We start from the raw sequence: 14,322 nt of genomic DNA on the forward strand, positions 1-14,322 counted from the left end.
CGCGCGGCGGAATGAGGCGAGGCCGAAGGATAGGGCACTAGTCAGACCTCCGGATGCGCGGCCTGCCGGTGGAACCAGCCAAGATGCTCGATCAGCGCCTCGCGGGACTTGACGTTGACGAGGACGTCCAGAGGGAAGCCGGGGCGGAGTGCGAGCTTCGCCGAAGCGATCTTCACGCCCGGCAGCTCGTTCAACCGCTGGCGGAACTGCTCCCGGAGGGCGATGTCGTCGAACGGCGGTCGGGCAGTCAGGTGCTGGAACACGATTTCGAACTTTCCGCTCGGATAGATCGTCGCGGGCCAGATGTTGCCGAGTTCGTGGTCCTTACCGCGCGCCATCAGGAAGCACGAGGTCTCGCCGCCGGAACCGTAGAGCAACATGCCGCCCATACCAGCCCAGGCTTCGAGCACCGCAACCGTGCCGTGCGCGACCTGCGCATCCTGAAGGTCCGTCAACTGCTCGAGGAACCGATCGTCCAGCGAACTGTTGCGCCGGGACCGTGGTCGGAGAAGCTGGTCGGGCCCGTCCTGCTGCGGCATGCCGGCAAGTTGCGCCAGTTCCTCGACACCGATGCGCTGCGCCTGGGTGGCCCAGCCGAACTTGTCGAACTCGACACCCTCATCCCGCAGCAGGTCCTGTGGAGAATCGGTGCGGGACGGGTCGAGCCAGCGGAAGTTCGGCGCGATCACGCCCTCGGCTTGGAGGACCCGGTGCGCGTTCGGCGCGGGATGGTTGGCTAGCCGGGCACCCACGGATACAGGGTTGGTGCCGATCAGCGCGGCCAGATCGCCGTACGCGGTCCAGGAGCCGGCGGGCAGCGCGGCGAGCGCCGTGTTCATGACGTCCCAGGGCACCTCGGACTTGTTGCCCGCCTCCTCGGTGGGGCCGGGCCAGGTGGCGATGATCCGTTCCGCGAGCGCATCGGCACGGGCGTGGATCTCGGGACGTCCCCAGCGCTTCTGGTCGGCGATCTCCCGGTTGAGCGCAATCCCGCTCTTGCCAAGTTGGGCCCGCTTGACCAGGAAGGAGCTGTTGCTCAGTTCCGCGTTGTAGCCGGTCAGGGTCAGGTTGCCCAACGTGTGGACCAGGGCCTCGTGCGCCTCGGCGAAGCTTTCCTCCCCCTGCAGGTCCTCGCTCAGCATCTGCCGCCACTCTGCAGTCGGGCTCTGCGGCATGACGTGTTCAATGGTCAGCGATGCCGGCGACACCGGTTCCTTGCTGCTGTACGACTCCTCCAACCACTGAAGTACCAGCTTGCGCTGGGTCGCGCGCCCATTGAGATAGAACGGGATGGACCGCACCGCTTCCCGGAGGCTGGCGTCGGTGGCGTAGTACTTCCGGCCGACCGACAGGTATGCCCGCACCGCCTCGTCGATCGGCAGGTCCTTACGCATGTCGGTCACGATGCGCAGCAGGACCCGGTTGATGCTCGCAGTGGCGCGACCGATCAGCAGGCGCCGGATGAAGTAGCTCTCGACGTACAGCATCGCCGAAGCGATCTGCGCAGAGGTCGCGGTCCCCTCCTTGCGGCGGTCCAGCAGGTGCAGCAGCAGCGGCAACACGGTGGTCGTGTCCCACGCGTTGAGCCGGGCCAGACGCCGCCGTACCTCCGGGTCCTGCTCCTCGTCAGGGTGCAGGATGATCCGCAGGAGAGCACCGAGGCGGCAGAATCGGCGCACCTCGGCCTCAATCTCCGCCTCGGTGTGCAGGCCGTTGAGCCGCGCCTGCTGGCCGACGTAGGTGTCGGTCTGCTTCACCTCGGGGTTTCGGTGCACCAGGTCCAGCCAGAACAACTGCTCGAGCTCACTGGAGTCCAACTGCTTCTGCAGCGGGAACCACAGCGAGTCGTAGACCGCCTCGCCGCGGTTGGGCAGCCGCATGAACAGGTAGTTACGCAGCAGGTCGGCCTGGGTGAGCTTCAGGCCGGTGTTGTTGAGCGACTCGAAGATCCGGTAGACGTTGTCGCCGGCATTCGCCACGACCGAGACCAGCGCCATCCCCGAGATGACCGCGTCCTCGATGCGCTCGATGTCCATCGGGTCGTCCGGGTCGTCGACGGCGACGAGCTGGGCCGCGAAGAACCGGTACGCCGCGCCCACCTGGTCGCTGCCGCCGGCCTGTGGCGTGGCCTCCAGGCATGCCTCGTAGGCGGCGCGATCGGCCTGGGTGGGGACGAGCTTCAACCGATGAGCCGGTTTGTACTTGTTGATCAGATATTCCTGATCGATGCGGTCCCGGTGGTCCGGGTCCTCACGCTTGGCCCGGTGGTCGCGAATGGCGCAGAGCAGGATCGACAGGGTAGTCAGGCGCTGCTGGCCGTCCACCACCAGGAACTCAGAGACCGAGGGCCCGTTTGTGGGGCTGGGTGCGAGCACCAGGGAGCCGATGAAGTGCGTAAGGTTCCGGTTCTCGATCCGCTCCTCGGCCAGCTTGCGGATGTCTTCCCACAAACGTCTGAGCTGGGAGTCCGTCCACGAGTACGTCCGCTGGTACAGCGGCACCCGATACTGCTTCGCGCCCTCGAGCAGCTCCCGCAGCGTCGTCTCGTGTGCCGCAACCATGCACTGACTCCTCGTCTCTTCACGGTTTCCGACCAGTCAGTGCAGGCAATCCACTGCGGGGCGGAGCAGCCCACGATAGGCGGAGTTCGAAGGGGTTCCCCCAGGATCGTTCTGTCGGCTTTGCGACACATGTTGGACGCATACCAGCTTGGTGAGCACCTCGCAAGAGGCCCTCCTCCGAACAGGCTGGACCAGCCCACCGGTCAGCGGTTCCATGTGGACGGCCGGCCGCTCGGAAGCGCACCCGGCACCGCGAAAGAATCAAGCAGCACGGACGCGGTTGCGGCTCACAGGTCCGCCGGCCGCGCGAGGCAGGCGTCAGCGCTTCAGTTCGGCAGGCGACGCATCGGAGGGCGACATCACCAGCAGGGGTTCGATCGGCGACTGGTACGCCGACGCGGAAATGCGAGGCACTGCGGATCACGGCCGCGATTGGGAGAACGACGACACCTCGGATCGCACACCCGACTCCTGGCTCGACGACCTGAGGATCGCGTCGCCTCCGTACTCGCCAGGCGGTGGCGGAGGTGAAGCGCGGCGGTCCGGGACGGATGGAGCCCCACACCGTCCGGGAACGTCCTGTCAGTGCATGCCCTGCAAGGCCCGACTTCGCAAGGCGGCGGGCAATTTCGGGCCATCCCTCGCCACAGCCGCACGCGAGCTGCTGAGCACGATGCCGGGTGCGAAGGACAGCACCTTGGCCCGCCATCTGCGGAGCTCGGGTTGGCCGGATGTCACCGCAGAGCAGGTCGGGCGGGTGCTGCAAGGCTTGGACCGTCGGCAGCCACAGCGGCGTCCCGCCCCGGCCATGAAGAACCCGCTGAGGTCACAGCGCCTTGCGGACGCCGCAAAGGCGGCTCAGGGCAAGCACCCAAGGCTGGGCATTCGTAAGGTGACACAGAAGCTCCGGAAGTCGGGCTGGCCTGCCGTGACCGAGGACGAAGTGCGCGCCGCACTTGCTGCACCGCTCCGCCCCGCAAGCCTCACTCCCTCGATACCCGCCCGGCCGCTGCCCACCCCACGGACTCGCCCGGACGCCTGCCCGGCATGCGGAGTGGTCGTGGGGCAGTTGGGCTTGTGCCGCTGCTCCTGAAGCGCCGCGGTCGACAAGCAGGACTTGAGCACGTTTGTCGGCCCATTGACACTGCGACCTTCCCCGATCACCCTGGGTGTTCTGACCCATGCGGTACGTCAGCACCGGGGGTGGGCGTGGACATCGAGTCGCTCGTACGTTCCCTCAGCCAACCGTCCAGACTGGTCGTCGACTCCTCCCCTCACCTTGTCGACGCCGTCGAGAAGTACGCCAAGGACGCCGCCGCGAAGAACGATGCGTACCGGTACGGCAAGGCTTCCGTCCCGGTGACGATCGGCCCGACGGTGGGGACCAGTCCGGCGCAGGTGCTGCACGAGCTGGGGGTGGCGACCACGCTGTTGACCGCGTCGCCGTTGGCGCAGGTGGCCCGGCACTGGGCGCATGTCCGCTATTGCGCGACGCTGACCCGGCAACGCGGCATGCTCGGCCTCACTCCGTCAGCCCAGAGCCTCGTGTACCACCACAAGGTGACCCAGTCCGAGCAGTTGGGCATCGGCCTGGCCCTGGTGGTGGCGAAGAAGGTGCTGCAACGGCAATACCGCCAATGGACCTTCTTCGCGGTCGACGCGGAGGTGGCGCTGAAGGCAGGGTTCATCGACGGGGCGGGCGCGGTGGAACGCACCACGAAGAGCCAGAAGCGTCCGGACTATTTCCTGGTGGGGCACCACAGTTCGGGTCGTCGCAGCCGGATGAAGATCGTGGTGCTGGAATGCAAGGGCACCCACCAGCCGCCGAGCTTTGCCTACGGTCAACTGGCCCGGGCCGCCGTGCAGGTGAGGACGCTGAATGTCGGTGGGCGCCGCCCCCCGGCACTGATGGTGGCGTCGTGCCTGGCCGGGCGTCAGATCACCTCGTACGTCCTCGATCCGCCGGGGGATGACGAGTTGTGGGAGGGCGACCCCGACGGCTTCGACGAGTTGCTGCACGGCCGCCCGGAGGACCACCACTGGCGGACCCGGCCCGCCACGGCTGACGAGGCACGGACCTGGCCGGCGTCGGTTGAGGACGCCGGGCCGCCCGGCACCACCGGCCCGACCCCGGCGGACGAGCTGCCGCTGGGAGCGCCCGAGGTGTTCGACGTGCCCGAGGAACAGCGCGGTTGGTTCACCCAGATCCTGACTCGTGCGGTGGCGGCCACCGCACTGCTGTTCGCCGGCGACAGCGCCACCGCCCGCCATTACGCGACACCGCGGCAACGCGGTGACGAGGAAGCCCACACCGGCCAACTGATGCTGTTCGAGTTGGACCCATCGTGGGCGGCGAGCACCGCCACGTCGCAGCCCGTGGCGGACGACCTGCGTGCGGAGGGCACTCTCTACCGCGCGCCGCTGCCGCACGGCAAGACCCTGGAGGTGTTCCGCGGCGTGGAGAGCAGCCTCTACCGCCACCTCGCGGACGGCCAGGTCGCCGCGTACCTCCGGGCGGCACCGTTGATCCGCCGCCAGTGGTCGCGGTCTCGGCCGCGCGACGGGGTGGTGTCGCTCGGCCGGGACGGCACGGTCCTCACCATCCGCGTCACCGACCGGCGCCGCTGAGGCGCCGGTCCCGCCCCTCAGTGGGCGACAGTCCGGACGAAGACCGCCCAGGAGTCGGGCGGGAAGGCGAGCACCAGCCGGCCGCGGTCCTTGCTGTCGCGTACGGCGAAGACGCCGGGCAGGTTGTCGGCGACCTCAACGCAATTGTCGCCGTTGTCGCCGCTGCGGGTGCTGGTGCACCACCGAGCGCCGGTCAGCTCAGCCATGGTGAACCTCCTCAAGGATCTTGACGATGAGTCGTCGGGACTCGTCCTGCTCCAAGGCCAACGATTCGAGGCTGGCCCAGGCCTCCTCGTACGCGGCCAGTTCCACCGGACGGTCGAGGTAGAGCGCCCCGGTCAACGACTCGCTGTACACGACCGGCGGTTCGGGCTCGACCCGGCTGCCGAGCGGGAAGTCGAGCAGCACCAACGCCCCGGGCGACGGCACCGACGTGCAGGCCGGCAGCGAGCGGCACCACCCGGATCGTGACGTGCCGCAGCCGGCCCACCTCCAGCAGATGCCGAAGCTGTTCCGCCATCGTGGCCGGGCCGCCGACGACGAGCAACAGCACCGCCTCGGAGAGCATCAGGTCGAGCCGAGGCGATGGGGGCAGTCGCCCCAGCAGCAGGGCCTGCCGTTGCAGCCGTACCTCGACCAGGCGTTCCCGCTCGTCGACGGTGAGGCCCGCGCGGTGCTGGCACAACGCGGACGCGTACCCCCGGATTTGCAGCAGCCCGGGGACCAGCGCGTCGTCGTACTCGCGGAGCCGGCCAGCGGCGGCCGCCAGCCCGACGTACAGCTCGAACCAGTCGCGGACGGTGTCGCCGTAGGAGTGCCACCAGCCCTTCGCCCGCGTCTCGCCGCCCAGACCTGTCAGCGCCCCGGTCAGCTCGGGCGTCACGCCGTACAGCTCGCACATCACCCGCACGTCGAGCCCGCGCATCACGCCGATGCCGCTCTCGATCCGCCACACCTTCTGCCAGCTGCACTCAAGGGCCTTCGCCGCGCCGTCGAGAGTCATCCGCGCCTCGGTCCGCAGCTCCCGCAACGCCCGCCCAAGCTGCCGACGCGGCCGTCGACCCCACCCCGTCAGCCATCCGCGCCCCTCCCCTAAACCACGCCGCCACCCGCCGCTGAGGGCGGCTCGTAACGAGCGCGCCGTCGCACCGCGAGGTCACCACCTGATCGGGTACGACGACCTCGGCCGACTCCCGCCGGCAGCGCCCCGGCACGTCCCCGTCCGGCGCCACCTGCCCGACCAGGTCCACTCGACCGGCCCCGGCCGCAAGAACCACTTCCACCGCCTACCCATGCCGCATCCCGCTCCCGCTGCGTCTCGCATCTGAAGAGTAGGCACCGGCGAGGGCCTGCAGTCGCTCGATTCGGCACTCACCGGCGTAAGGTATGGCCGTGTCGCGTTCTTTCTTGGTAGTCCTCGGTGACCGCGAAGCCATCGCGTGGGTCCTGCGCGAGCAACGGATGGCCTTCCCCGCGACTCCACGTGCCGAGGTCGCCGCACTTGCCGCCGACGACCGCCTGTTCCTCTACGCGACGCGTGGCGCGTGGCGTAACCCCACCCGGGATCGCGGCCGGATCATCGGTACGGCCACAGCCCTATCCTCCGCCCAGATGCTGGACAAGCCGGTCGAGATCGCCGGCCGCACATTCGTCTCCGGCTGCGACCTGCGAATCGAACGCCTGGTGCCGTATCCGGGTGGCCTGGAGTTGCAGCCAATCGTCGAGCAGCTGTCCGCCTTTCCCAAGCCGGAGGCTTGGAGCATCTATTTGCGGAGGCCACTGCTGGCACTGTCAACATCGGACGTGAACTTGCTTGATCACCACCTGAACGTTCTGCTAGCTACGAGGCCCCAAGCTCTGCCGACCTACCCGTCCGCGACTGCGGCAGGAAGGATTTAGAAAGCAAGTTGGACACGGAGGGCCCGAGAAAGCTTTCTGGGGCACCGCATGTCAGTGCCGTCTAACCAGGTCGGACTTGGCTTGCTCGGCGAACGTCGACTCCGCCTGCCTTTGCCGAGGAATAGCTGGGGCAGCCGGGTGGCGGAGGCCGTGCCCAGGCGGCGGTTCGAGGATGCTCTTGTACTCGCCACCGGACGCCTGATTCTCGACCATGCGGTCGTAGGCGTCGAGGATGAGGACCTTAGTCAGGTAACAGCCATGGTTGGCCTCGTCTGACCGCATGAGGACGGGAAACGCATCCATGACGTACTCAACCTCGTCGTGGGCGAGCCCATACAAATGAAAGAATGCGGCGTCGAGCTCAGCGCGTATGACTTGGCGTCGAGCCTCATCCCAACGGAACGGCGGTCCGGCATACCCGAGATCCTCGGCGTAACCGGCGATGTCCGTGCTGGTGTACGTCAGCTCCGCTACCCGGTCGACGAACCAGCGAGTTCCACCGGGGAACGCGTGGAAGGCAGCCAACGGCGGCACAGGGAGTTGGTAGAGGTAACCGTACGTCAGATGGGTACCCGCGATCTTTTGCCTAAGAACGTAATCAAAGACGAAGGAACTCAGGCAAGCCTGAAGAAGGGCTGCAGTGTCGGCGTCCTCGGGAAGCATCAAGGGGTTGGTGTGGCCCACCCCGTAATCCGGCAGCACCGCACTGACCATCGTCCGCATGTTTCCCGAATGAGTAATGTCGCGCCACCCCATCAGCCATCGACTCCCCCACCCGCGATCAGCAAGCCGAGACCTGACGCCCAGGTCATGGATGACGTTGCCCTTCTTGGTCCGCTTATCGGTAGGGACGTCGAACTCCGGGACCCAGTACCTCGGCATTGGCACGCATTCCGGCTCGTCATGCTGCTCAGGAGTCAGACGCGGCAGCGTACCCACGTTGGCCTGGGCCTCGGTCTGCCCCTCGTATGTACCCAAGCGGTGATCGAAGTGGTGGAGCATCTTTGCCTCATACAACGGCAGCATCCGCTGTTGATCACGCTGGAAGATGTTGCCCGCAAGGGTCCAACCATCGGCCTCCAATTCATCCCGGGTGCGGAACAGATGGGAATCGTTTGACATGTGAAACATTGTCATGAACGAGAGGCCCCATGGGTTGCCCTTCGGGTCGCCGTCTCTGATGAGCACTGGCATCCGACGGTAGATGCCAAGGGTGATCTCGGCATCGCGGCGGGAGCGGAAAACAGGGAGGGTGCCGGTGTTGGGGTTGGCGAGGAGGATCTCCTCGGGCGGCATGGCGAAGCGACGGCTGTCAAGGTCAGCGATGTAGCGGGTACCGAAGGCGAAGGAGGCCCTGTCCACCTGGTCACCCGTGCCAGTGACGGTCAGGAGAGCGAAGCGGACAGAGTGGTGCACATCTCGGCTCAGGATGAACGCCTCATTCTCGAACTCCAAGAACGAGGCGAGACGCCCCTTCCGTACGAGGTCGGAGAAGAAGGGCGCCGTCGTGGCGTCGGTCGCGATGCCCGTGGGCAGCACCACGCCGAAGCGGCCGCGCGGCGCGATGGCGAGGGAGGCGGTCTCGGCGAAGACGGCGTATGTGTTGACGTCGCCCCTGCCCGCGAGCGGGTAGCGGCCGGAGTCGCGCAGCAAATGGCTGATGCCTTCGGCCATCCGGCGGGCAGCCGTGAACTCGGCGTGCAGCGCCCGGTGCGCCTCCTCCTGGCTGTTCCCTAGAGCGTTGATGAGCTTCTCACGAGCGGCCTTGTTGGCAGCCTTAGCGATCCTTTCGCTGCGGGTGGCAAAGAACTCCTGCTCCTGGAGCTTCACGCGCTCCCACGGTGGGTTGCCGAGGACGCAGCTGAATCCGCCGGCCCATCCCGTCGCCGGGTTGACACCTCGTCCGTCTTCCGGGACCTCGAACACCTCAGGGAACTCGAGATGCCAGTGAAAGAAGTGGTACTGCTTCCGCAGCCGCACGATCTCGGCAAGTGTCTTTGTGTCTGCCGCGCTTCCTTCCGGGTCCTGCAACCCACGGAAGACGACGTCAGTGATCGCGGGCGGCGCGTCGGGCGTCTTGTGCCACGTGAACGCCGCGCACCAGGCGTCGGCACTGAGGTGGGCGCGCTGGTAGTCGGTTGCTTCCATCCAGGCGCGGTACGCAGCCGCTTGGCCGCGCACACTGTTGAGATCGTTCGATGGGGCGCCGGTAATGCGGCGCATGCTCTGGGCAAAGACGATGTTGGCCGTCTTCACGGCCGCGTCCGATCCGTAGAAGCTGAGCTGATTGCCGCGCTGCTCAGTGTTCTGCTTCTCCAGGCCCTTGGCGAACTGCTTGTCGTCGCCCTCGATGGGCTTAAACGCCTCGTCGGGGATGCCGTGCTGAAGCAGCGCAGGCGTCGCTCCGATCAGCGCGTTGCCGTGCTTGATGTGCGCGTCGAGGAAGCTCAGCGGCTTGCCCGGTTCCAGCGCCTCCAGCCACAGCGACACCTTCGCGAGTTCCACCGCCATCGGGTTGAGGTCAACGCCGTAGATGCAGCGGGCGATGACTTCGTGCAGAGCGTGGCGCACCGCGTCGAGAGTCGGCTCGGGGTTGCGCTCGCGCACCGCCGCGACCCGCTTGGCGATCCGGCGGGCCGCCGCGACCAGGAAGTGGCCGGAGCCGCAGGCCGGGTCGCAGACGGTCAGCGACAGCAACTCGTTGACGATCGTGTCGGACGGGTCGGGCTGGCCGGCGCCGGTGGCGGCCTGCTCGCCGCGCTTGACCGCGTCGTCGATCACCGGGTCGAGCGCTGAGTCCAGCAGGCATTCGATCAGCGAGGACGGCGTGTAGTAGGAGCCGGTGGTCTTGCGGGTGTTGCCGGCGAGCTCGACCAGCTCGAAGGTGCGGTCGATGGCGCTGTGCTTCGGCACCAGCTCCAGCAGGGACTCGTAGATCGAGCCTAGCTCCTCGGCGTCCAGGTGCCGGTAGTCGACGGTTCGCCAGCGTCGGGTGCCGGTGTCGCGTACCTGCGACAGGTGCCGGACGGCGGTCAGCAGGTGTTCGTTGCCCAGCGACAGGCCGTACAGCGGATCCTGCCTGTCCTCGTTGGTGGCGGCGGGGATGGTGCCGAGCTTGCCGTCGAAGATGCCGCCGAGGCCGGGCAGACCCAGCTCGGGCCGGCCGTTCACGTCGGCGAGGGCGTCCAGCACGATGCACAGCGACCGGTACAGGTCGGCGTGGGCGGTGCCTCGGCGGCGGCGGGCGTGGACACGCAGCCGTTCCGAGGAGAAGTACCGCGCGTACCGGTCGCGGGTTTCCTCGCTGGTGCCCGGCGGGTGCAGCGCATCGCGGTCCTCCGCAACGAAGAGGAACAGCAGCCGGTAGACCAGGCGCAGCAAAGCGTTGTGGAACGCCTGGACGTCGAAGTCCTCGCGGAGCCGCTGGTTGTCGGGGTGGCGCAGGAAGCCGGTGCCGAGGGTGGTGATCGCCTCCTGGACGCCCCGGCGGAGCTGCTCCAACGCGCGTACGCCCGAGGAGATCGCCTCGGTGCGCCACTTCTCCAGCCAGCAGGTCGACGGGGCGACCTCCTCCCCCACCGCAAAGCGGGAGACGTGCAGCAGCCGGTAGAGCAGGACGAACTCGCTGAACAGCTCGCCGTCGAAGATCGCCTCCAGGTCGAATTCGACGTAGGCGGCGGTGGCGAGGGCGTTGGAGTCGCGCAGCAGCCGCAGCTGCCGGCCGTTGGTGAGCACCCCCCAAAGGTGGGCGTCGGAGCGGTTCAGGCACTCCTGCATGAGCGACTGCGGCGGGACGCCGCCGGCGGGCGGGCGCTTGTCGAGGGTGGCGTTCCACGGGGCCAAATGCACCGGAACGTGCTGCCAGCGGTGGCTGATCGGGAAGGTCTTGCCGCCGTCGTCGGCGGCGATGCCGGTGGCCCCGATGGGGGTGAGGACACCGAAGCCGAAGGCGTTGAACAGCGGTTCGAGCCACTGCGTGACGGCGCGGCCGGTGGGGTCGGCGGGGGTGTCGGCCTCCGGGGCGGCGGGCAGCGCGCTGCGCAGCTCCTTCCACACCGACTTGAGCCAGTCCCAGTGGCGTTCGGCGTCGTCGCGTACCGAACGCGCGCCGATCACCCGGTAGTCGGCGGGCTTGGCGCCGGGGACGTCCCTGCCCTCGGCGATGCGGACCAGCATGTCGGCGGGGAGCAGGCCGCCAATGGTGTGTACGGCGGTGAAGACCTGGTTGCGGGCGGTGGCGGACATCAGGCGGTGCCTCCGGCGGCGGTGGGGGCGGGCAGGTAGACGTAGGTGCCGAGCACGTCGGGGCGGTCCTGAACGGTGACGCTGAGGCCCCGGACGATCTCGCCGGAGGCGCTGCGCACCCGGCGGTGCGAGGCGAGCAGTTCGGCGGCCAACTCCTCGCCGTACCCGGTGAGGTGGTCGGTGACGGCGGGCAGCTCGTCGAGGACCCGCCGCATGGTGCGTTCGCCGAACCCGGGGTCGGTGTTCGCGTCGGCGGTGGCGTCGAGCAACGCCAGGGCGTCGTCGGTGGAGAGCCACGTCGCGTTGGCGGGCGCGCCAGCGAAGGCGAGCAGCCGGGCGTCCTCGGCGACGAGCTGCCGGGTGCCGGTCCGCGATGGCAGGGTGAGGTGAAAGCGGTAGCGGACCACCACGAGAGTGGTGCGGCCGGCGACGGCCCGGGTGCGAATGACGCCGCAGCGGCGGGCCGGTCGGGGGCCGGCGGCCTGCTCGTCGAGGGCGGCGTTGAGGACGTAGCCGGCGAGCGCCACCACCGTCGGGTCGGTGCGGACCAGGGCGGCCTCGCCGCGCGCGACGGCCGCCGTGTTCCGGAACGGCACCGGACGGCCCAGCTCGACGACGTCGCCGCCGAGCACCGGGGCGAGGGCGTCGCGCAGGCCGGCGGGCGTGCCGCTCACCTCTGTGGTGAAGTCGCCCGATCCGCCCGGCGCGTCACGCAGGACGCCGTCGAGAGCATGCAAGGACCGGCGTACGAAGCCGCGGACCTCCCCGGCGCGGCCGAGGGTGTCGCGGACGGCGGCGACCTCGCGGGCCACCTCCTCCGGCCGGATGCTGTGCTGGGCGAATCTGGATCGGGAGGTCTTCTCCCGTTCGGCGGCGGACTGCCAGTCAGCGGCCAACGCGGTGGCCTTCTTGTCGATGGCGCGGTACTCGTCGGCGTCGAAGAGGCTGCCCTGCTCGCCGTTTTGGACCTGCTGGCCGCGCAGCAGCACCCACTCCACGATCGCGTTCGTCACCCCCGAGGACGCCTCGTCGGGCACCGAGACGGAGATGCCGAGGTCCTTGCGGATTTGCCGGTGCTTGCGGATGAGGACGTCGAGGACCTTGCCGTCGATGCCGTTGTCGGCGCCGTAGAGGGTGATGACCTTGACGACGCCGCGCTTCTGGCCGTACCGGTCGACCCGGCCCTCGCGCTGGTCGTGCCGTGTGGGGTTCCAGGCCAGGTCGTAGTGGACGACGGCGTCGAAGTGGTGTTGCAGGTTGACGCCCTCGGAGAGGCAGTCGGTGGCGACGAGTACCCGGCGGGCGCCCGGATCGTCGCCGGCCGCTTCGGCGAGCTTCTCGATGCGTTCGATGCGCTGCTGCGGGGAGAGCGTGCCGGTGACCGCCTGCACCACGGTCTTCTTGCCGAGTTTGCCGTCGAGGTGCTCGGCGACGTACTCGGCGGTGGGGATGTAGCGGCAGAAGACGATCGGGTGGTAGCCGTCCTTCAGCAGCGCCTTCAGGTGGGTGATCAGGGCGGCGAGCTTGCGGTCCTCGGTCGGGCCCTCCAGCTTGGCGGCCTGCTCGGCAAGCTCGGCGAGCCGTCCCCCGGCGTGCTCGACCTCGGCGGCCTCCGCGCCCGGGGCCACGTCCAGCCCCTCCAGGGCGTCGTTGTCGGACGAGTCGCTGGTCAGTGGCGCGCCGAGCCGGTCCGCCTCCTCGGGGCTTTTGGCCGCCGCGGTCGCCGACCGGGTGCGTAGGGTCTGCGCGGCGGCGCGCGGCGACGACACCAGGGAGCGCAGCAGCGCGATCGCCGACCACCAGGCGATCCGGGCCTCCCGACGGCCCTTGCTGTCCGCGGCGCTCACCCGCTCGCTGGCGTACGCGATGGCGTCGTCGAGCAGCGCCCGGTACGCCGGGGAGAGCTTGTACGTCTCGTCCTTGAACAGCCGGTCGGACGGAAACGACGTCTCCTCGGCGAGGCTGTCGTCGGCCAGCCCGTCCTCGCGGGTCAGGTACTGGCGTACGTCGGCGCGCTTGCGGTGCACGAAGTACGGCGCGAGCGCCCGGCGGCCCGCGTCCGAGCCGAGGTCGACGGTGGCCAGTTCCGGCTTGAGCAGGCCCAGCAGGTTGCGGAAGGCCCCCTCCTTGCCGCTGTGCGGGGTCGCGGTCACTAGCAGCAGGTGCCGCTGGGCGTCGGCGGCGACCCGCTGGAGCAACTCGAAGCGGAGCTGGTTCTGCGTCGAGGTGGTGTCATCGGCGGCGACGCAGGTGTGCGCCTCGTCGACGATGACCAGATCGGGGCAGTGCCGGACGAAGTCGTCGCGGTGCCGGGTCGACTTGATGAAGTCGGTGGAGACGATCACGTGCGGGTGCCGGTCGAACAACGACTGACCGAGGTCCAAGCCGCGTTCCAGCCGGGAGACGGTGGAGGCGAGGACGAGCTCGGCGTCGATGCCGAACTTCGTACGCAGCTCCGCCTGCCACTGCTCGGCCAGCGCGGGCGCGCAGAGCACGGCCAGCCCGCGGGCGCTCCCCTGCGCGAGCAGCTCGCTGGCGATCAGGCCGGCCTCGACAGTCTTGCCGATGCCGACGTCGTCGGAGATCAGCATGCGGACGGTCTGCTGGCGCAGCGCCATCATCAGCGGCACGAGCTGGTAGGCGCGCGGTTCGACGGCGATGCCGGCGAGCGAGCGGAACGGGCCGGCGCCGGAACGGAAGCCGATCCGCAGCGCGGAGCGGAGCAGGCCGGCCGCCTGAGCGTCGCCGAGGTCGGTGGGCGACGGGTCCGCGAATCGGGCGCTCTTGACGCTCTCGAAGGCGGGAAAGACCGCCGCGATGTCGTCGTCCGCGCCGCCGAGGGGGCGCAGCACGAGCATGTCGGATGCGCTTTCCGGCAGGACGACCCAGTCGCGGCCTCGGGCGGAGACCAGCGTGCCGGCGCTGAAGGAGGTGGTCATGAGGGGTTCCTCGCGCGTCGTGATGTGTGGTTGTGGGGTGGGCTGAGGGG

6 protein-coding genes and 2 pseudogenes are annotated in these 14,322 nt (G+C 68.7%); 2 read left to right on the forward strand and 6 right to left on the reverse strand.

Annotated elements, in window-relative coordinates:
- Positions 1–41: 41 nt before the first annotated feature.
- Positions 42–2,561 carry a GmrSD restriction endonuclease domain-containing protein gene (locus V6U79_RS25730; RefSeq protein ID WP_334616112.1) on the reverse strand — a complete coding sequence of 840 codons (2,520 nt, stop codon included), beginning with the start codon at positions 2,559–2,561 and terminating at the stop codon, positions 42–44.
- Positions 2,562–3,638: 1,077 nt separating this feature from the next.
- Between V6U79_RS25730 and V6U79_RS25735 the strand changes: the two genes are divergently transcribed.
- Positions 3,639–5,189 carry a hypothetical protein gene (locus V6U79_RS25735; RefSeq protein ID WP_334616114.1) on the forward strand — a complete coding sequence of 517 codons (1,551 nt, stop codon included), beginning with the start codon at positions 3,639–3,641 and terminating at the stop codon, positions 5,187–5,189.
- 17 nt (positions 5,190–5,206) lie between these two features.
- Here the strand turns inward: V6U79_RS25735 and V6U79_RS25740 are convergent, their stop codons facing one another.
- From V6U79_RS25740 to V6U79_RS25750, 3 genes and pseudogenes are all read right to left on the reverse strand, one after another.
- Positions 5,207–5,395: a DUF397 domain-containing protein gene (locus V6U79_RS25740; protein WP_334616115.1), complete on the reverse strand. Its 189-nt coding sequence runs from the start codon at positions 5,393–5,395 to the stop codon at positions 5,207–5,209.
- On the reverse strand, positions 5,388–5,618 hold the full coding sequence (locus V6U79_RS25745; RefSeq protein WP_334616116.1) for a Scr1 family TA system antitoxin-like transcriptional regulator: 231 nt from the start codon (positions 5,616–5,618) through the stop codon (positions 5,388–5,390). Before V6U79_RS25745 ends, V6U79_RS25740 begins: the two co-directional genes overlap by 8 nt.
- A gap of 55 nt (positions 5,619–5,673) precedes the next feature.
- Positions 5,674–6,192, reverse strand: a pseudogene (locus tag V6U79_RS25750) (DUF5753 domain-containing protein); the annotation flags it as partial.
- 389 nt (positions 6,193–6,581) lie between these two features.
- Here V6U79_RS25750 and V6U79_RS25755 point away from each other — a divergent pair.
- Positions 6,582–7,088, forward strand: coding sequence for a hypothetical protein (locus tag V6U79_RS25755; RefSeq protein ID WP_334616118.1), 507 nt, complete (start codon positions 6,582–6,584; stop codon positions 7,086–7,088).
- Positions 7,089–8,894: 1,806 nt separating this feature from the next.
- On the opposite strand, the pseudogene V6U79_RS29880 reads toward V6U79_RS25755, so the two are convergent.
- Together V6U79_RS29880 and V6U79_RS25765 are read right to left on the reverse strand one after the other, a co-directional pair.
- Positions 8,895–11,333 (reverse strand): annotated as a pseudogene (locus V6U79_RS29880) (Eco57I restriction-modification methylase domain-containing protein); the annotation flags it as partial.
- Positions 11,333–14,272 (reverse strand): DUF8741 domain-containing protein, encoded by a 2,940-nt coding sequence (locus tag V6U79_RS25765; protein ID WP_334616120.1) that lies wholly within the window; start codon positions 14,270–14,272, stop codon positions 11,333–11,335. The pseudogene V6U79_RS29880 and the gene V6U79_RS25765, both read right to left, overlap by 1 nt.
- Positions 14,273–14,322: the final 50 nt, after the last annotated feature.

Origin of the sequence: Micromonospora psammae (assembly GCF_036902725.1) — a bacterium.
In the GTDB taxonomy this organism is placed as follows: domain Bacteria; phylum Actinomycetota; class Actinomycetes; order Mycobacteriales; family Micromonosporaceae; genus Micromonospora.